Annotated in this window: 18 protein-coding genes, 1 pseudogene and 1 riboswitch; of the genes and pseudogenes, 4 read left to right on the top strand and 15 right to left on the bottom strand. The window is 73.1% G+C overall.

The window, feature by feature from the left end; all coding sequences use genetic code 11:
* Positions 1–53: 53 nt before the first annotated feature.
* The 10 genes and pseudogenes from ACZ4M5_RS14100 to bioB all read right to left on the bottom strand — a co-directional run bounded on the left by ACZ4M5_RS14100 (position 54) and on the right by bioB (position 11555).
* Positions 54–1067 carry a hemolysin family protein gene (locus ACZ4M5_RS14100; RefSeq protein WP_467736348.1) on the bottom strand — a complete coding sequence of 338 codons (1014 nt, stop codon included), beginning with the start codon at positions 1065–1067 and terminating at the stop codon, positions 54–56.
* The gene (locus ACZ4M5_RS14095) at positions 1064–2401 is read right to left on the bottom strand and encodes a hemolysin family protein (protein WP_467736346.1); all 1338 of its coding nucleotides are present in this window, start codon (positions 2399–2401) and stop codon (positions 1064–1066) included. The genes ACZ4M5_RS14100 and ACZ4M5_RS14095 overlap by 4 nt, the downstream gene beginning before the upstream one ends.
* A gap of 72 nt (positions 2402–2473) precedes the next feature.
* Positions 2474–2888 (bottom strand): annotated as a pseudogene (locus tag ACZ4M5_RS14090) (GNAT family N-acetyltransferase); the annotation flags it as partial.
* Positions 2889–2910: 22 nt separating this feature from the next.
* Positions 2911–5478: an ABC transporter permease gene (locus ACZ4M5_RS14085; protein ID WP_467736344.1), complete on the bottom strand. Its 2568-nt coding sequence runs from the start codon at positions 5476–5478 to the stop codon at positions 2911–2913.
* A 4-nt stretch (positions 5479–5482) separates the two neighbouring features.
* A complete protein-coding gene (locus tag ACZ4M5_RS14080) occupies positions 5483–6298 on the bottom strand; it encodes an ABC transporter ATP-binding protein (protein WP_467736342.1) in 816 nt (271 codons plus the stop codon).
* Between the two features lie 104 nt (positions 6299–6402).
* Positions 6403–7077, bottom strand: a complete 675-nt coding sequence (locus ACZ4M5_RS14075) for a class I SAM-dependent methyltransferase (protein WP_467736340.1) — start codon at positions 7075–7077, stop codon at positions 6403–6405.
* Between the two features lie 146 nt (positions 7078–7223).
* Positions 7224–8126: a class A beta-lactamase gene (gene bla / locus ACZ4M5_RS14070; RefSeq protein WP_467736586.1), complete on the bottom strand. Its 903-nt coding sequence runs from the start codon at positions 8124–8126 to the stop codon at positions 7224–7226.
* A gap of 202 nt (positions 8127–8328) precedes the next feature.
* Complete coding sequence (bioD, locus tag ACZ4M5_RS14065) at positions 8329–9054, bottom strand: dethiobiotin synthase (RefSeq protein ID WP_467736338.1); 726 nt, start codon at positions 9052–9054, stop codon at positions 8329–8331.
* Position 9055: 1 nt separating this feature from the next.
* On the bottom strand, positions 9056–10336 hold the full coding sequence (locus ACZ4M5_RS14060) for an adenosylmethionine--8-amino-7-oxononanoate transaminase (RefSeq protein WP_467736336.1): 1281 nt from the start codon (positions 10334–10336) through the stop codon (positions 9056–9058).
* Positions 10329–11555, bottom strand: a complete 1227-nt coding sequence (gene bioB, locus ACZ4M5_RS14055) for a biotin synthase BioB (RefSeq protein ID WP_467736334.1) — start codon at positions 11553–11555, stop codon at positions 10329–10331. The genes ACZ4M5_RS14060 and bioB overlap by 8 nt, the downstream gene beginning before the upstream one ends.
* A gap of 150 nt (positions 11556–11705) precedes the next feature.
* Here bioB and ACZ4M5_RS14050 point away from each other — a divergent pair, with 150 nt between their 5' ends.
* Positions 11706–12833 (top strand): 8-amino-7-oxononanoate synthase, encoded by a 1128-nt coding sequence (locus tag ACZ4M5_RS14050; RefSeq protein ID WP_467736332.1) that lies wholly within the window; start codon positions 11706–11708, stop codon positions 12831–12833.
* Positions 12834–12957: 124 nt separating this feature from the next.
* On the opposite strand, the gene ACZ4M5_RS14045 is transcribed toward ACZ4M5_RS14050, so the two are convergent.
* Complete coding sequence (locus tag ACZ4M5_RS14045) at positions 12958–13188, bottom strand: DUF397 domain-containing protein (RefSeq protein WP_467736330.1); 231 nt, start codon at positions 13186–13188, stop codon at positions 12958–12960.
* A 9-nt stretch (positions 13189–13197) separates the two neighbouring features.
* Positions 13198–14058, bottom strand: a complete 861-nt coding sequence (locus ACZ4M5_RS14040; protein ID WP_467736328.1) for a helix-turn-helix domain-containing protein — start codon at positions 14056–14058, stop codon at positions 13198–13200.
* A gap of 213 nt (positions 14059–14271) precedes the next feature.
* Here ACZ4M5_RS14040 and ACZ4M5_RS14035 point away from each other — a divergent pair, with 213 nt between their 5' ends.
* Positions 14272–14742, top strand: a complete 471-nt coding sequence (locus tag ACZ4M5_RS14035; protein ID WP_467736326.1) for an ATP-binding protein — start codon at positions 14272–14274, stop codon at positions 14740–14742.
* 8 nt (positions 14743–14750) lie between these two features.
* Here the strand turns inward: ACZ4M5_RS14035 and ACZ4M5_RS14030 are convergent, their stop codons facing one another.
* The 3 genes from ACZ4M5_RS14030 to ACZ4M5_RS14020 form a co-directional block, all read right to left on the bottom strand.
* A complete protein-coding gene (locus ACZ4M5_RS14030) occupies positions 14751–15062 on the bottom strand; it encodes a DUF6328 family protein (protein WP_467736324.1) in 312 nt (103 codons plus the stop codon).
* Between the two features lie 48 nt (positions 15063–15110).
* Positions 15111–15584 (bottom strand): C40 family peptidase, encoded by a 474-nt coding sequence (locus ACZ4M5_RS14025; protein ID WP_467736323.1) that lies wholly within the window; start codon positions 15582–15584, stop codon positions 15111–15113.
* Between the two features lie 3 nt (positions 15585–15587).
* Positions 15588–15787, bottom strand: a riboswitch (cyclic di-AMP (ydaO/yuaA leader).
* A gap of 767 nt (positions 15788–16554) precedes the next feature.
* Positions 16555–17547: an ABC transporter permease gene (locus ACZ4M5_RS14020; protein ID WP_467736321.1), complete on the bottom strand. Its 993-nt coding sequence runs from the start codon at positions 17545–17547 to the stop codon at positions 16555–16557.
* Between the two features lie 138 nt (positions 17548–17685).
* On the opposite strand from ACZ4M5_RS14020, the gene ACZ4M5_RS14015 reads away from it, so the two are divergent.
* Both ACZ4M5_RS14015 and ACZ4M5_RS14010 read left to right on the top strand, forming a co-directional pair.
* Entirely contained in the window at positions 17686–18333 is a 648-nt protein-coding gene (locus tag ACZ4M5_RS14015; RefSeq protein ID WP_467736319.1) for a TetR/AcrR family transcriptional regulator, read from the top strand.
* 112 nt (positions 18334–18445) lie between these two features.
* A complete protein-coding gene (locus tag ACZ4M5_RS14010; RefSeq protein ID WP_467736317.1) occupies positions 18446–18748 on the top strand; it encodes an urease subunit gamma in 303 nt (100 codons plus the stop codon).
* Positions 18749–18760 lie beyond the last annotated feature (12 nt).

The following is an 18760-nucleotide window of genomic DNA, read 5'->3' as shown; positions in this document are numbered from 1 at the left end:
GCCTCCGCCCGGGCCCCGCACCGGCGCCGCTCACGGCACCCGGGGCCGCCCCGTCAGGCCCGCTGCCCGAACAGCTCCCGCAGCACGTCCTCCATCGTCACCAGCCCCGCCAGCCGGCCGTCCACGCCGAGGACGGCCGCGAGGTGGGTGCGGCTGCCCCGCATGGCCGTCAGGACGTCGTCCATCGGGGTCGCCTCCCGCACCCGCGCGATGGACCGCATGTCCCGCAGCCGGAACGGCACGTCCCGCCCGACCGCCTCCAGGGCGTCCTTCACGTGCAGGTAGCCCACGATCCGCCGTCCCTCGTCCACCACCGGGAACCGGGAGAACCCGGACTCGGCCGACAGCCGCTCCAGCCCTTCGGGCGTGATGCCCACGCTCGCGTACACCACGCGTTCCAGCGGCATCACCACGTCGCGCACCGGTCGCCGCCCCAGCTCCAGTGCGTCGCGCAACCGCTCCTGGGCGCGGTCGTCGATGAGCCCGGCCTCGCCGGAGTCCTTCACGATCTGCGCGATCTCCGCGTCCGAGTAGGAGGCCGCGACCTCCTCCCGGGCCTCCACCCGCAACAGCTTCAGCAGCGCGTTCGCGAAGGCGTTCACCGTGAAGATCACCGGGCGCAGCGCCCGGGACAGCGCCACCAGGGGCGGACCGAGCGCCAGCGCGCTGCGCACCGGCTCGGCGAGGGCGATGTTCTTGGGCACCATCTCGCCGAGCAGCATGTGCAGATACGTCGCCAGGGCCAGGGCGATCACGAAGGACACCGCGTGCCCCGCCCCCTCGGGGACGCCGACCGCGTGGAACACCGGCTCCAGCAGGTGCGCGATCGCGGGCTCGGCGACCACGCCCAGCACCAGCGTGCACAGCGTGATGCCCAGCTGCGCGGCCGCCATCAGCGCGGACACGTGCTCCAGGCCCCACAGCACGCTCTTGGCGCGCCGGTCGCCCTGGTCGGCGTGGGGCTCGATCTGGCTGCGGCGCACCGAGATCAGCGCGAACTCGGCCCCGACGAAGAACGCGTTGACGACGAGCGTCGCCAGACCGATCAGCAACTGCACGGCGGTCACAGCTCCGCCCCCTTCTCCTCGGGCTTCTCGTCGAGCGGCGCGCGCAGCATGACCCGGGCCGCCCGGCGGCCCGTGGCGTCGAGGACCTCCATCCGCCAGCCGGCGACCTCGAGCGTGTCACCGGGGGCCGGTATCCGCCCCAGGGTGGCGGCCACCAGCCCGGCCAGCGTCTCGTACGGCCCCTCCGGCGCCCGCAGGCCGACGCGCTGCAGATGGTCCACGCGGGCGGCGCCGTCGGCGGCGTACAGGGCGTGCCCGCCCTCGTCCGTGCCGGCGGAGGCGAGGTCCGGCGTCTCGTGCGGGTCGTGTTCGTCGCGCACCTCGCCGACGACCTCCTCGACGATGTCCTCCAGCGTGGCCACGCCCGCCGTGCCGCCGTACTCGTCGATCACCACGGCCATCGTGCGCCTGCCGGAGAGCCGGTCCAGCAGCCGGTCGACGGTGAGGCTCTCCGGCACCAGCAGCGGCTCGCGCATCAGCTCGGAGACGTGGATCCGGGTGCGGCGGTCCGCGGGCACCGCCAGGACGTCCTTGACGTGGGCCGTGCCGACGACCGAGTCGAGGGTGCCGCGGTAGACCGGGAAGCGGGACAGCCCGGTGGCGCGGGTCGCGTTCGCGACGTCCTCCAGGGTCGCCTGCACCTCCAGCGCGACGACCTGCACGCGCGGTGTCATCACGTTCTCGGCGGTCAGGTCGGCGAGGTTGAGGGTCCGCACGAACAGCTCGGCGGTGTCCGGCTCCAGGACACCCTCCTTGGCGGAGTGCCGGGCGAGGGCCGCCAGCTCCTGCGGCCCGCGCGCCGAGGCCAGCTCCTCGGCGGGCTCCACGCCGATGCGCCGCACGACCCGGTTCGCGGTGTTGTTCAGGTGGGTGATGAACGGCCGGAACACGGCGCTGAACCCACGCTGGGCGTTGCCGACCGTCTTGGCCACCGCCAGCGGCGAGGAGATCGCCCAGTTCTTGGGCACCAGTTCGCCGACGACCATCAGGAACACCGTCGACAGGGCCGTGCCGATGACCAGCGCCACGCTGCGCGAGGCCGACCGGGAGACGCCGAGGTCCTCCAGCGGCCCGGCGATCAGCGCGGCGATCGACGGCTCGGCGAGCATGCCGACCACCAGGTTCGTGACGGTGATGCCCAGCTGGGCCCCGGACAGCTGGAAGGTCAGGTTCCGTACGGCTTTCAGTGCGCCCTGCGCGCCGCGCTCGCCGCGCTCCACGGCCTGCTCCAGTTCGGCGCGCTCGACCGTGGTCAGGGAGAACTCGGCGGCCACGAAGGCGCCGCAGGCCAGCGACAGCAGGATCGCCGCGAGGAGCAGAAGCACTTCGGTCATCGATTCACCCCCGATCCATGGTTCTCCAGGACGGCGGGGTACGCGCGGGGAGGATCGCCCATGGGCGGACGCTCACGACCTTTCATGCAGAACCGAGTGGCCCGACCAGCGTAAAGGATGTGCAAAGCCCGTCCGGGGCGCTCGGACGTCCGCGTCGGTGAGGGGCTTCACCCAGCGCCGCCACTGCTCCTCGGGCGCGTAACCTGCGGCCTCCCACGCGCGATGCGCGGTCTCGTTCCGGGTCAGCACCATCGCGTCGGCCCGCCACCCGCCGAGTGCCGCGAACCGTTTCCTCGGCGGCGCCGAGCGGCGCCCTCGCCACGCCCCGGCGGCGGTGCCCGGGATGCACGGCCAGCCGGTACGCGTGGCACCGCCAGCCGTCGAAGCCGGCGATCACCGTGCCCACCGTGTCCTGACGGATCTCGGCCGGCAGCAGGGCTCCGGGATCCCGTGCCAGGAGCCGCTCGACGCCGTCGCGGTCGTGGCTGGCACCGGGCGCAGGCGGACCGTCACTCGTGCGCGATCGCGGCCAGGACGTTCATCCGCGAGGCGCGCAGGGCCGGCAGCAGCGCCGCCACCACGCCGATCACCGCCGAACCGACCACCACCGCCACGACCGTGAACCACGGGACGGCGAGGACCGTCATGCCCTGCAGGGCCAGCACCTCGTGGGTGCACACGCCCCACACCAGCCCCAGCGCGAGGCCCAGCACGGCACCGAACACCGCGATCACCACCGACTCCAGCCGGATCATGCGCCGCAGTTGGCGACGGGCCAGCCCGATCGCCCGCAGCAGCCCGATCTCCCGGGTGCGCTCGACGACCGACAGGGCCAGCGTGTTGACCACCCCGAGCACCGCGATGATGATCGCCAGCCCCAGCAGCGCGTACACGAGGTACAGCAGCACGGCGATCTGGTCGCGGACCAGCTGCTTGTAGTCGGCCAGGTCGCGCACCTGCACCTGGGGATAGGGGTCGAGGGCCTCCTCCAGGTGCGCGCGCAGGTCGTCGTCGCCGGTGCCCGGGGCGGCGTTGACGTACAGCGCGGAGTCCTGGCCGCCCGGGGCGTACCGCTGGAGCGTGCCGAGGCCGAAGTAGAGCCCGCCCTGCGTGCCGAAGCCCTCGGCGGTGTCCTGGTCGGTGAGGGCGCCGACCGTCAGCTCCGCCCGGCGCCCGCCCTGGAACTCCACCGGCAGGGTGCTGCCGGCCCGTACGCCGTGGTCGCGGGCGAAGTCGCGGTCCATGGCGAGGTGCCCGGGGGCGAGCGCGGCGGCCGAGTCGCCCTGGGTGTAGGTGATGTCGGCGACCTCGTCGAGCCGGGGATCGTAGCCCGCCGCCGTGGTCTCCACGCGGTCGCCGTCGGGGAGCCGCACCGCGACCGGGGTGAACCGCCCCCGCACCACCAGGCCGACGCCCTCCGTGCCGCGGACGGCGTCGGTGACCTCCCTCGGGAACGGCAGGAAGTTGGTGTTCTGCACGACGAAGTCGGCCCCCAGCGTCCGGTCGATCTGCTGGTCGAACGAGGCCGTCATCGACTCGCTGGCCACCGACATCCCGCCGACCAGGGCCAGACCCACCATCAGGGCGGCCGCCGTGGCACCGGTGCGCCGCGGATTGCGCAGGGCGTTGCGCTGGCTCATCCGGCCGATCGGACCGAACAGGGCCGGAAACGCGCCGCCCAGCACGCGGATCACCGGGCGGACCAGCAGCGGCCCGGCGATCACGGTCGCGATCAGGCTCAGCACCACCCCCAGGCCCAGCAGCGACGCAGCCGGCGCCGTACGGTCCGCCACCGCACAGCCCGCGAGCGCCGCCGCCCCGGCCACCCCCACCAGGGCGCCCGCGACCGCCCGCACCCGCAGCGGCCGGCCCACCCCGGCGACCTCGGCGTCCGACAGGGCCGCCATCGGCGAGACGTTCGCGGCCCGGCGCGCCGGCAGGTACGCGGCGACGAAGGTGACCCCGAGACCCACGACGTACGCCGACACCGGCGTCACCCAGCCGATCTGCATCTCGCCGGCGTCGATGTTCGTGCCCAGCAGCCCCATCAGCGCGATCAGGCCGGCCGCGAGCCCGATCCCCGCGGCCAGCCCCACGGTGGAGCCGGCCAGGCCGAGCAGCAGGGCCTCGGTGAGCACGGACCGGCGGACCTGGCGCCTGTCGGCCCCCAGGGCCCGCAGCAGCCCCAGCTCCCTGGTGCGCTGGGCGATGAGCATGCTGAAGGTGTTGACGATCAGGAAGACGCCCACCAGGACGGCCACCCCGGCGAAGCCCAGCATCACGTACTTGACGACGTCGAGGAACCCGCCCAGCTTCTCCACGTCGGACTTCGCCTGTTCACCGGCCGTCCTGATGTCGTAGCCCCGCGAGCCGAGCGCGGCGACGACCCGTTGTTCGAGCTGCTCGTCGCCGACTCCGGCCGCCGCGTCGACGGAGATGCTCGTCGCGAGTCCCGGCCGCCCCAGCAGTCCGGTCTGCGCGGTCGGGGTGTCGAAGTAGAACAGGGCGGCACCGGCGTTGGCCGTGGTGAAGCCGGCGATCCCGACCACCCGGGCCTCGAACGAACCCGGGGGCGCGATCACGGTGAGGGTGTCGCCGATGCGCACGTGCTTGCGGCGCGCGGTCTCCTCGTCCACCAGCACCTGGCCGGGGCCGCGCGGGGCGTGGCCGGAGGCCAGTTCCACCCGGCTGTGCTCGTTGGGACTCCAGGCGTTGCCCAGCGCGGGCGCGCCCGTGGTCGGGCTCACCGGTTGCCTCGCGCGGTCGACGACCGTGAGGCCGGAGACCTCGACGTCGGCCCGGGCCGCGGCGACCCCGTCGATCCGGCGCACGCGTTCGGCGAGCGACGCCGGCAGGGTGGCGGTCCGCCCCGAGGGCACCGCCTCGTCGAGGTCCTCCTGAGGACTGACCGTGACATCGGCTGCGGTGGAGGCGAACAGGCGGTCGAACGTGTGGCTGACGGTGTCCGAGAAGATGAGGCTGCCCACCACGAACGCGACGGACAGCACGACGGCGAGCGCCGAGAGCAGCAGCCGTCCCTTGTGGGCCAGGAAGCTCCTCAGGGTCGCCTTGAGCACGGTGTCAGTTCTCCGCGCCCGTCGCCGGGGCGTCCCCGGACCGGGAGCGGATCACGTCGAACCGCTTCATCCGCTCCAGCACGGCGTCCGCCGTGGGCCGGGGCATCTCGTCCACGATCCGGCCGTCACCCAGGAAGAGCACGAGGTCCGCGTGTGCGGCGGCCCCCGGGTCATGGGTCACCATGACGACGGTCTGGCCGAGCCGGTCCACCGCCTCCCGCAGGAACCCCAGCAACTCCAGGCCGGCCCGGGAGTCGAGGTTGCCCGTCGGTTCGTCCGCGAAGATCAGCTCCGGCCGGGAGGCCAGGGCCCGCGCACACGCCACGCGCTGCTGCTGCCCGCCCGAGAGCTGGGCCGGCCGGTGCCGCAGCCGGTCGCGCAGGCCGAGGGTGTCGATCACCCGGTCCAGCCACTCCTCGTCGGCCTTCTTGCCCGCGATGTCCATGGGCAGGGTGATGTTCTCGCGCGCGTTCAGGGTGGGGATGAGGTTGAACGACTGGAACATGAACCCGATCCGGTCCCGGCGCAGCCGCGTGAGGTCCCGCTCCTTCAGCCCCGTGATCTCCGTGTCGCCGAGCCAGACCTGGCCGGCCGAGACCGTGTCGAGCCCGGCGAGGCAGTGCATCAGCGTGGACTTGCCCGAGCCCGAGGGTCCCATGACCGCGGTGAACCGGCCGCGGACGATGTCCACGTCCACCGAGTCCAGCGCCAGCACGGCCGTCTCGCCGGAGCCGTACGCCTTGGTCAGGCCGCGGGCGCGAGCCGCGATCCCGTCGGCCGGCGCGAGGCCGGGAGCGTGCTCGGCAGCAGGTGTGGACAAGGCGCCTCCTCCGGTGACACGGGCACATCCCCCGCCGAGGGTAATGTGACCCGCCCCACACCTGAAACACCCCGCGGCCCGCGCTCGGCCGCCTCGGGCGTCCGTCAGCCGCCCGCCGGGCGCCAGGCCGTGCCCAGGACGCAGTACGACGTGGGCAGCACCGGACCCTGCTCCGGCATCAGGATCCTCCGGTAGGGGCCCAGTTCGAAGCCGGCCTCACGCAGCGCCCGCACCGGATCCCGCGCCACGTGGCAGCCGCCGCTGACCAGCGGCCACACCGTCCGGTCCAGGGCGTGCTGCGTGCAGGCCATCGCCCGGCCCCCACCGCGGCCGTGCTCGAAGAACCGCAGCTCACCGCCCGGCCGCAGCACCCGCCGCAGCTCCCCGAGCGCCCGGGGCACGTCGCGCACGCTGCACAGCACCAGCGACACCACGGCCGCGTCGAACCCCTCGCTCTTGACCGGCAGGGCCTCCGCCGCCCCCGGCACCACGTCCACCGGCACCTCGGCACGCAGCGCCGCCTCCACGGCCAGCCGCCGCAGCCGTCGCTCCGGCTCGATGGCCACGACCTCGGCGACCGTGCCCGGGTAGTGCGCGAAGTTCAGGCCGTTGCCCGCACCGATCTCGATCACCCGCCCGGACAGTCCGTCGAGCAGCCGCTCGCGGACCCGGCCCATGCCCATCCTGGTCTCCGCGCGGACACTGACCCGGGCGTAGCACCGGGCGAACAGCGGGTGGTGCACGGCGTCCCGCGGCACCCGGCCGGACCGGAGCGGCATGGGAAACCTCCCTCGTGAGGCGGGCCTCACCGGGATTCTCCCCCGGACGGACGCGCCGCACCCCTCTCCGCCCCATCCGGCGTCCGTGACCCGCCGGGCCTGCGGCCGCGTCCGGGGAGCAACCCTCCCGGCCGGAAGCCGCCCGCTCAGGCGAGTTCCGCCGCCACCAGCTCGGCCGCCCGGGCCACCAGCGGGTTGTCCGCAGGCGCGTCCTCCTCCGGCTGGGTGGTGAGGACCGACAGGACGATCGGCGGTCCGTCCGGCGGCCACACGACGCCCACGTCGTTGTTGCCGCCGTAGCGCGCGCCGCCGGTCTTGTCGGCGATCAGCCAGTCGGCGGGCAGCGCCTTGCGGAACTTCTCGCCGCTGGTGGTGTTGCGCAGCATCCAGTCCGTCAGCCGCGCCCGGTCGCACCGCTCCAGCGCGTCCCCGAGCACCAGACGCGCGTAGGTGAGGCCGATGGCCCGCGGGGAGGTCGTGTCGGTCCCGCGCCAGGGCTCGGCCGAGTTGAGCTCGGGCTCCCAGCGGTCCAGCCGCGTGACGCGGTCCCCGACCGAGCGGGCGAAACGCGTCACGGCCGTAGGCCCTCCCAGCTCCTTCAGCAGCAGGTTGCCTGCCGTGTTGTCGCTGAACCGGAGGGTGGCGTCGCACAGTTCACCGACGGTCATCCCGGTGGCCACGTGCTGCTCGGTGATCGGGGAGTACCCGGACCTCGTGACGTAGTCCCGGGTGTAGTGGACGCGCCGGGCCAGGAACGTGCCGTCGCGGTCGAGGTCGCGCAGGACGGCCGCGGCGGCCAGTGTCTTGAACAGCGAGGCCATCGGGAAGCGTTCGTCGGCCCGGTGCACGACCGTCCGGCCCGTGCGCAGGTTCCGGCCGTACACCCCCAGCCGCGCCGTGTGCTCCCGCTCCAGCTCCCTCAGCCGGGCGGCGACGCCGCCGGCGCCGGTCGCGGCACGGGCCGTGCCGCCGCCCAGAGCGAGGGCGGCGGCCGTACCCAACGTGAGGGCGGTACGGCGGGACGGGAGCAAGGGTTTCGCGTGCGCGATGGTCACGGTGGTCCTTTCGAAGGAGCGGAGGATCGGAGGAACGGGAGGACGGAGGAACGGGGGACGGAGGAGCGCAGGGACGGAGATGATCGCCTGCGTAGGTTCACCACGCGATCACGCCCGCGCGCGGTTTCACCGCCACGCCCCACGGGGCCGCTCGCGTCCCCCCGGTGTCCGCCTGCCGTCCCGGCCACCGGGTCGCTCACACCTCCCGGGGAGCCTCCCGGGTGCGGAACGCCTCCGCGTCCCACGTGCCGTCCAGCCGCGGCCCCAGCCATCCCGGCGCCGACGACCGGAACACGGCGGGGGACAGGCTCCCCGACCCGGCCGGGACCGACCCGAGCAGGGGTGCACCGGCGACCTCCGGAAGGTCCGCGAGATTGCAGCGCGCGGCCAGGTCCGGCTCGGCGGGCCAGCTCCCGATCACCATCCCGGCCAGGTCCAGGCGGCGCCGCCGCAGCTCACGGGCCGTCAGCTCCGTGGTGTTGAGGGTGCCCAGCCCCGCCTGCACCACGACCAGCACCGGCGCCGACAGCAGCCCGGCCGCGTCCGCCAGCGTGCCGCCGGCCGCGTCGAAGCGGACGAGCAGCCCGCCCGCGCCCTCCACCAGCACCAGGTCGTGCTCCGTGGCCAGCTTGGCGGCCGCCTCCGCGACCTCGTGCGGCCGCACCGGGTCCCGGCCGGCCCGGCGGGCGGCGGTGGCCGGGGCCAACGGTTCCGGGTACCGGGCCAGTTCGGCCGTCGTCACCGGGCCCGCCAGACGCGCCACCTCCGCCGCGTCCCCGGGCTCGTCCGGCAGCACGCCGGTCTGCGCGGCCTTGAGCACGGCCACCGTACGGCCGGCCGCCAGCGCCGCCGCGGCGACGGCGGCGGTCACGACGGTCTTGCCGACCTCCGTGCCCGTGCCCGTGATCATCAGTACCGGCATGTCATCCCTCCCGAGCCGCCGCGCACACCGCCCGCGCGATCCGCGCCAGGTCCGCGTCGCCCGTGACGTACGGCGGCATCGTGTAGATCAGGTCGCGGAACGGCCGCAGCCACACGCCCTCGCGCACGGCCGCCGCCGTGGCCGCCCGCATGTCCACGGCGTGGTCCAGCTGGACCACGCCGATGGCGCCCAGGACCCGTACGTCCGCGACGCCCGGGAGTGCGGCGGCCGCAGCGAGCCCGTCGCGCAGTCCCGACTCGATCCGCTTGACCTCCGCGAGCCAGTCCTGCCCGAGCAGCAGCTCGATCGAGGCGCAGGCCACCGAGGCGGCGAGCGGGTTGCCCATGAAGGTCGGGCCGTGCGCGAGCACCGGGACCTCGCCGCGCGAGATGCCGTCCGCCACCCGCCCGGTGCACAGCGTCGCCGCCATGGTCAGATAGCCGCCGGTCAGCGCCTTGCCGACGCACATCACATCGGGCGTCACGGCCGCGTGCTCCGCCGCGAACAGGGCGCCCGTACGGCCGAATCCGGTCGCGATCTCGTCGAACACCAGCAGCACGTCGTGCGCGTCGCACGCCTCGCGCAGCACCCGCAGGTAGGCGGGGGAGTGGAACCGCATGCCGCCCGCGCCCTGCACCACCGGCTCGACGATCACCGCGGCCAGCTCGTCGGCGTGCTCGGCGACCAGCGAGCGCAGGTGCTCGGCGTAGGTCTCCTCGAACTCCGCCGGGGGCGGGTCGGCGAACACCTGGCGCGGGAGCACCCCGGCCCACAGCTCGTGCATCCCGCCCTCGGGGTCGCACACCGACATCGGCTGCCAGGTGTCCCCGTGGTAGCCGCCGCGCCAGGTCAGCAGCCGCCGCTTGCCGGGGCGGCCCAGGGAACGCCAGTACTGCAGGCACATCTTGACGGCCACCTCGACCGACACCGACCCGGAGTCGGCGAGGAAGACGTGCTCCAACCCCTCCGGAGACATGTCGACAAGGTGCTTCGCCAGACGGACGGCGGGCTCGTGGGTCAGCCCGCCGAACATCACGTGGCTCATCCGCCCGAGCTGCTCGCGGGCAGCCTCGTTCAGCACCGGGTGGTTGTACCCGTGGATCGCCGACCACCAGGAGGACATCCCGTCGACCAGCTCACCCGAGCCGTCGGCCAGCCGCAGCCGCACCCCGCTCGCGGACTCCACGGCGAGGGGTTCCTGCCGCCCCGGCATGGGGCCGTACGGGTGCCAGACGTGCCGCCGGTCGAGCTCCAGCAGCTCGGGGACCGTCAGCTCAGGCATTGGGCGCGAGATCCGTCCCGGCACCCCGGCGGCGTACGGCGACCAGGTCCGTACGGGGACCGGAGGCAGCGGGCTCGGCGGCCGGCGCGGGCTCGGCGGCGGGCGCGGAACCGAACACGCCCGCCCCCTCGGTCACGCCGGAACCGCACGTGCCCGCGCCCTCGGCCGCCTCGATACCGCAGCCGCCGCCACCGCTTCCGCAGCCGCCGCCGCCGGCCCGGTGCTCGGGCAGGGTGACCTGGTCGGCGCCCTCCACCTCGAACCCGGCGTCCGCGATCATCTCCAGGTCGGCCTTGCCGGCCTGGCCCTCACTGGTGAGGTAGTCGCCCAGGAAGATCGAGTTGGCCAGGTGCAGGGCGAGCGGCTGCATGGTGCGCAGATGCACCTCGCGCCCGCCCGCGATCCGGACCTCCACGTCGGGGCAGACGAACCGCGTCATCGCGAGGATCCGGAGACACCGCTGCGGGGTGAGGTTCCACTCCTTGCCGAGCGGTGTGCCCTCGAAGGGGATCAGGAAGTTGACCGGAACGGAGTCGGGGTCCAGTTCGCGCAGCGAGAAGACGACGTCGACCAGGTCCTCGTCCGTCTCGCCCATGCCGGCGATCAGCCCCGAGCAGGCGGACAGCCCCGCCGCGTGCGCCTTGTTCACCGTGTCGACGCGGTCGGCGTAGGTGTGCGTGCTGGTGATGTCCCCGTACGTCGCCTCGGACGTGTTGAGGTTGTGGTTGTAGGCGTCCGCTCCCGCCTCGCGCAGCCGCTCGGCCTGGCCGTCGGCGAGCAGGCCCAGACAGGCGCACACCTCGACGCCCTCGTTGTTCTCCTTGATGGCCTTGATCGTCTCGGAGACCCGGTCCACGTCGCGGTCGGTCGGACCCCGTCCGCTGGCCACCAGGCACACCCGCTTGGCGCCTCCGGCCACCCCGGCCGCCGCCGCGTCGGACGCCTGATCCGGCTTGAGCCAGGTGTACTTCAGGATCCCGGCCGTGGAACCGAGCCGCTGCGAACAGTACGAGCAGTCCTCCGGGCACAGGCCCGACTTCAGGTTGACGAGATAGTTGAGTTTCACCCGTCGGCCGAACCAGTGCCGGCGTACCTTCCCGGCCGCGGCCACCACATCGAGGAGGTCGTCGTCGGACGTCCGAAGGACGGCCAGTGCCTCGTCACGGGTCGGCGTCTCGCGCCGAAGCCCCTTGTCCACCAGCGTGTTCAGCAGGTCCATGAGAGCCGATCCTGTCCTACGGACCCGCTCCGGGCCAAGGAGACTTCACACAAGCAATCGGGTTCGACGTGTGGGTATTGCCACACAGTGACCCGCTGGTCGTCCCGCTAGTGTCTGTGCACTGCCTACAAATCCCGCGGAGGACCCCCCATGGCGTTCGGCTGGCTCGACGAGCAGGCGCAGCGGCGCCGCAGCGCCGGACTCGTCCGGACTCTGCGCCCCCGCCCGGCCGACTCGCCCCTCCTCGATCTCGCGAGCAACGACTACCTCGGACTGGCCCACCATCCCGAGGTGGCCGAGGGGGCGGCCCGGGCCGCCCGGGTCTGGGGCGGCGGAGCCACCGGCTCCCGGCTCGTGACCGGCACCACCGAACTGCACACCGAACTGGAAGACGAACTGGCCGACTTCTGCGGTTACGAGGCGGCCCTGGTCTTCTCCTCGGGCTACGCCGCCAACCTCGCCGCCGTCACCGCGCTGGCCCCGCACGGCTCACTGATCGTCTCCGACGCCGGCAACCACGCCTCGCTCATCGACGGCTGCCGGCTGGCCCGCGGCGCGACCCAGGTCGCCGCGCACGCCGAACCGGAGGCCGTGCGCAAGGCCCTGAGGACACACGACGGACCCGCGATCGCCGTCTCCGACACCGTCTTCTCGGTCGACGGCGACGCCGCCCCGCTCACGGAACTGGCCCGGGTCTGCCGCGAGCACGGCGCCGGACTCGTCGTCGACGACGCCCACGGTCTGGGCGTCCTGGGGGAGGGCGGCCGGGGCGCGCCCCACACGGCGGGCCTCGCGGGCGCCGAGGACGTCGTCACGACGGTCACCCTCTCGAAGTCGCTCGGCAGCCAGGGCGGAGCCGTCCTGGGCCCCGCGCGGGTCGTCGACCATCTCGTCAACGCGGCGCGGACGTTCATCTTCGACACGGGACTGGCCCCCGCCGCGGCCGGGGCGGCCCTGTCGGCGCTTCGGCTGCTGCGCCGCGAGCCCGAACGGGCCGGCCGGGCCCGTGCGGTGGCGGGCGAACTGCACGCACGTCTGAGCGCCGCGGGTCTGGAGGCGGTACGCCCCGACGCCGCGGTGGTCTCGGTGCGGGCGCCCTCGGCCGAGGACGCGGTGCGCTGGGCGGCCGAGTGCCGCGCGGCGGGCCTGGCCGTGGGCTGCTTCCGTCCTCCCTCCGTGCCCGACGGCATCTCCCGGCTCAGGCTGACCGCCCGCGCGGACTTGACCGGTGAACAGATCGAACGCGCTGTACGAGTGATCGGCGAGACGCGGCCATGAGTCGGCGTGACACGGCCGTGCGTCGGCACGATGACGGACTGATCGGACGGGGGACGGGCCTCTTCAGCGGCTGAAGCGGCTCAAGCGGCCGGCGCAGCAACCGGGGCAGCTGATCAGAAGGGCTTCACAGACGGGTCAGACCGGCGGTGAAGTGCGCCCAGCTCCGCGGTGAGAAGAGGAGCGCGGGCCCGTCCGGGGCCTTGGAGTCGCGCACGGCGAGCAGTCCGGCCCAGGGCGGGGCGTCCGGACGCGCGGTCTCGACGCAGTTGTTCGCGCCGGTGCTGTAGCTGCTGCGCAGCCATCGCACACCGTGCAGTGCGCGGCTCGAGGGGACATGACGAGGCAGTGCACGCATGGTGCCTCCTTATGCGCCGGTGGCTGTCCCGGCAATGAAATCCAACGAATCCTCGGGCGAAAGGGCGTGGATCAGAAGGGAGTTGAAGGCCTCCGTGTAGGCCCGGAGGTCTTCTTTCCGTTCGAGGTAGAGGCTACTCGTCAAGTGGTCGAGAACAACCACGTCCAGATCAGAAGTGCTCGAAAATGACAAGATTACGAAAGGTCCGGTCACCCCGATATGCGCACCGGCGGCGAACGGCAGCACCCGAAGCCGTACGTGGGGCAGCCGTGCCGCCTCCACCAGCCGCTCCAGCTGGCGGGCCATGACCCCCGGGCCGCCCACCTCCCGCCGCAGCACCGCCTCGTCGAGGACGGCGCTGAACTCCAGCGGCGGGTCCGCGCGCAGCACGTCCTGACGGGCGAGGCGCACCTCCACGAGGGTGTCGAGCCGGTCCTCCGGTACGTTGCCCACCGCCGCCCTGGTCACCGCACGGGCGTACTCGGGCGTCTGGAGCAGGCCGGGGACGACGGTGGTCTCCAGGGTGCGCATCGCGGTGGCCTGGGACTCCAGGCTGATGAAGTCGCGGTAGGTCGGGGGCAGCACACCGCGGTAGGCGTGCCACCAGTGGTGCCGCCCGCCGCCGTCGTCCGAGCCCGCCAGCACCGTGAGCAGGTCGCGCAGTTGGGAATCGGCCACGCCGTAGGCGTCGAGCAGTAACCGCACGTCGGCCGGTTTCACCCCGCTCGTCCCGGTCTCGATCCGGCTGACCTTCGACTGGTGCCAGCCCACCAGCCGGGCCGCCTCACCACTGGTCAGCCCCGCCGACGTGCGCAGGGCACGCAGTTCGGCACCCAGTTTCCGGCGGCGCACCGCGGGACCGTGCTGCATGCGCTTCTCCCTACTCCTTCCGGACCACCCATATACGGTCTCGCGTCGCAGAGTTCACCGCTTTGGGCGACAGATATATGCATATCTTGGTGGATCGCCGTCCTTCGGAGGTGTTCTGGTGGCACTCTGGCGACGAAGCACCAGTCCGGGACCGTACTCGAACCATCCGCGTGATGTCGGACTGCGGTCCCGTGGGAAAGGGACGGCGTCGCCATGGCAGACCATCTGGAAGCATCCGTCACTCTGCCGAGCGATCCCGCCTCGGTCCCCGCGGCGCGCGCCTACGTGGTGGGCACGCTGGCGGAGTGGGGCCTGCCGGCGGACACGGAGGTGTCCGACACCGTCCGGCTGATCATCTCCGAACTGGCCACCAACGCCGTCCAGCACACCTTCGGCCAGTCGCCCACGTTCACGGTGGACGTCGAGCTCGACCGTGACGAGCACCTGCGCATCGGCGTCACGGACAGCCACCCGCGTTTCCCCAGGCGTCTGCCCGCCGCCGTCCAGCAGGACAACGGCCGCGGCCTGGTCATCATCCGGTGGCTGACCGCGGAATGCGGCGGCAAGCTGCGCATCCGGCCGACGCGTGAGGGCGGCAAGACGATCACGATCGAACTGCCCTGGATCATCCCGGCCCAGCCGGTGCCGTCCGGGGGACCACGGGAACCCCAGGACTCCGACTGAGGCGCCTCTCACCTCTTCCGGCCCCGCGACCCCGTCCGTTCAACGGCGCCTGGCAGCCCCCACAGGCCGGCGCAGACCGCCGGCAGCAGCGTGACGACGAACGTGACGCGCGGGACCGGGTCCAGGTCCTCGAAGCGCGCGGTGAAGGCCGGCGACAGCGGACAGGCGGACAGGATCTGCACGCCCGTCCGGGTGACGCGCAGCTGCTGGAGCAGCTCGGCGACGTCGTCGTCCGCGCGTTGCAGCGGGGTCTCGTTGCGGGCGGCGCAGGGGCGGTGCCCGGCCATGCCCGCACGGGTGACCGTACGAGCCGCCTTCACGCTCTCGGCGTGCGGCGGCGCGTCAGGACGCCGCCGCACGCCGGGCGATCACTTCACGCGCCCGTACCAGACGCTCTTGGTCCAGATCTTCTGCAGTCGCACCACGTCACCGGTCTTGGGGGAGTGCCACAGCTTGTTCTTACCCGCGTAGATACCGACGTGGTACACGTTCTTGCCCGAGTGGAAGAAGACCAGGTCCCCGGCCTTGCGGCTCTTGGCGGAGATGTGGCGCGTCTTGTTGTACTGCTGGGCGGCCGTGCGGGGCAGCTTCTTGCCCGCCTTCTTGAACGAGTACAGCGTCAGCCCGGAGCAGTCGAACCGGTGCGGACCGGTGGCCCCGTACTTGTACGGCGATCCCTTCTTCGACGCCGCGATCTGGAGTGCCTTGGTCGCCGTGGTGGCTGCCGCGGCCTCGGACGAGAAGCCGGGCGCCACTATCGAGCCGCCGACGGCGGCGATGGTGAGGGCCGAGGCCGTACCGGCACGGGCCATGAGCGACGGGACACGATTGAGCGCAGTCATGCGCAACCCTTCGTCAGCCGCCTGTGAAGGATGACCTGTCGGATTCGGGCTGGCGAAGTTGCCCGGCCGCTGACGCGGCTTCACCCCAAGGGCTGCTCGGACCCGATCATGGCGTGACCGTCCCGGCGACCCGTCGTGCTTGGGTCCTCCACTCCTGCCGATCCACTCCTGTCGACCGGTCATCCGGGCGGCGGCAGGACTCGGCGTCCGCCCGGATCGCCCCGCCGCTGCGGCGGGGGCTTGTCGTCAGTCAGGGATCTTGACTCATGGCTGTCCCGAAATCCCAACGGAACCGAGGATTTGTGTTGTTACTCACCACTCACCCGTTCGGGTGGACACGTCTGTGTTCGAGCCGCCGTCCACCCCGCCGTGGACGGTCCGACCAGGGATGGAATGTCCAATTCCGCCCACCGGTCAGGCCCATGGCGCAACTTCAGCCACGCGAAAGCCGGACGCGTGTCTACTCCGAACAGGGGTACGCCATTTGGTCGGTTTCGACTCGGAGCCGGACGCTCCGCCGACCGGCGCGCTCGCGGCTGCAGACCCGCCTCAACTGGCGGACCCCGGCGTAAGGGTGACGCGGGCGGTGCGTCGCTCGCGGCCCGGCACGCCGCCGGAGCGCGGGCCGGCGTGGCGGCGTGCAGTTCCGTCTCCGCCCGTTGGTGCATCAGGGTGAGCGCGACGCGCCGGATTGATCCGTCCGAGGAGGCTCGGCCGGGCCGGCTGACGGAGCGCCAGGGCGGTGGGCAGCGCGGCGCGCTGGAAGGTCGGGGCTGTCGGTCGCGGGCGCCCGGGCGAGTGCCGTCGTCCCCCGGCACGGCAAGTCCATCGCCGCCCCCCGGGGTCTCACTGCCCCACAGGGCCGGGAGCCGGGCTCCGCAGGAACGACGGGACCGTGCACCCCCGTCCGCTACAGCGGGAGTGCACGGTCGTTCGCGTGCCGTCGCCCGGCAACGGCCGTCGCGTACGGTCAGCCGACCGTCGCGAGGTCTCGCGGTTCCTCGGCGACGGCGCCGCTCTTCTTGCGGGCGCGCAGGGTGTTGCCGAGCAGTACGGCCCCCAGTCCCAGCGCCGCCCACCAGGCCAGGGTGAGCGCCGGCCCGGTCGCCGCGGCACCGTCGAAGTAGGACACCGAGCGCAGCAGCGACGTGCCCGCGCCGGGCGGCAGCCACTGGCCGATCGCCCCGGCCGGCTCCGGGAGCATCTGCGGGGCCGAGGTGGCTCCGGAGAAGGGGTTGCCCAGCAGCATCACCAGGGCCGCCCCGATGCCCGTGCCGGCGGGGCCGATCAGGGCGGCGAGACCCGCGACGGCCGCGCCGACGGCCAGGGTGGACAGACCGAGCGCCGAGGCCTCCACCCACCAGTCGCCCGCGAGGGCTCCGAGCCAGCTGTGCGCGATCCCGGCGGCGACCGCGCCCACCAGGGCGGACGCGGCGAGCAGTGCCGTCACGGCACGGATGCCGCGCAGTCCCAGCAGAGTGACCACCGCTCCGGCCGCGATCCCGGCCAGGGCGAGCGGCAGCACGGCGGCGTTCAGCACGACGCCGCGGGGATCGCTCGCCGGAGTGGGCACCACGTCGACCGTCCGCACGGGGGTGCCCTCGGCGGAGGGCTGCCGGGCCACGGCCTGCTGCAGGAACTGGGCGACGGCCGGCCCGGCCGCGGACGCCGTGAGCAGTTCGGGTCCCCGGGGCGTCACCACGATCGCGCCGTAGACGCTCCGGTCCTCGATGGCGTCGCGGGCGGCGGCCTCGTCGGCGTAGCGGTGGATCTCGAAGGCGCCCTCGTGCTGCTGGAGCTGCCGCTCGGCCTGGGCCGCGGCGGCGGGCGGCCCGGCGACCCCCAGCGGCAGGTCACGGGGGGCCGTGCGGGAGGCCGGCCAGGCGAAGGCCCACAGGGCCAGGGCGGCGAGGACGGGCACGAGGACGACGACCGCGATCAGCGGGCGGGCGCGGGAGGACATGGAGGTCTCCTGAGGGAGAGGACCGCGGGAGCGGAGGGAACGGGAACTCAAAAAGAAGGATCGTTCGTTTTGCTTCCTCCACCGTCCTCCCGGAGTCCGTCCTTGTCAAGAATGAATATTCGTTTTACGTTAGGGGGCATGGCCCGTGTGTCCCAGGAACACCTCGACGCCCGCCGCCGCCAGATCCTCGACGGCGCCGCGCTCTGCTTCGCCCGCAACGGCTTCCACGCCACCTCCATGCAGGACGTGCTGAAGGAGGTCGACCTCTCGGCGGGTGCCGTGTACCGCTACTTCCGCGGCAAGGAGGAGCTGATCGGCGCGATCGTGACCGAGGTCCTCGGCTCGGTACGGGAGGCCTTCGAGGAGGCGGCCCGTCAGACCCCGCCCCCACCGCCCGACGAACTCGTCGCCTCCGTGCTCGGCAGGACGCTCGGCGCCCGCGAGTCCCTCGTCGTCGACGGCAGGCCCGCCTTCCCCCGGCTCGTGATCCAGGTGTGGACGGAGACCCTGCGCAACGAGGAGCTCGCGGCCCTGCTCCGGGAGGGCTACGGCTCGGTCCGCGCGTCCTGGGGCAGGATCGTCGAGGCCTACCAGAAGGCCGGGATGATGCGGGCGGACGTCGAACCGGACCACGTGGCCCGCACGATGATCGCCTCCGTGCTCGGCTTCATCGCCCAGCAGTCCCTGTTCGGCCCGGCCCCGGTGGAGATCCTCCGGGACGGGCTGCGGGCGCTGATGAGCATGGAGGCCCGGTCCGCCGCCGCCGACGCGGCGCCACGCGGTTAACGCACTCGAAACGCGGTCCCACTAGCCTGCCGCGCACGCCACCCGGCTCGTCGCCCCGTGGCGGCGGCCACCGGACCCCGCACGGTCCGGAGCGAGGACTGTGAGGTGGGACGTGCAGCTGACCCCGCACGAGCAGGAGCGACTGCTCATCCATGTGGCGGCCGACGTGGCGCAGAAACGCCGGGACCGCGGCCTGCGACTCAACCACCCCGAGGCGGTCGCCCTGATCACGTCGCACCTCCTGGAGGGGGCCCGTGACGGGCGCACCGTCGCGGAGTTGATGTCCTCCGGGCGTCAACTGCTCACCAGGGACGACGTCATGGAAGGCATCGCGGAGATGATCCACGACGTCCAGGTCGAGGCCACCTTCCCCGACGGCACCAAGCTCGTCACCGTCCACGACCCGATCGTCTGACGGGGGGCCGCA

Source organism: Streptomyces sp. NPDC026246, from assembly GCF_055567995.1.
This window is presented reverse-complemented; position numbering and strand designations above follow the sequence as displayed.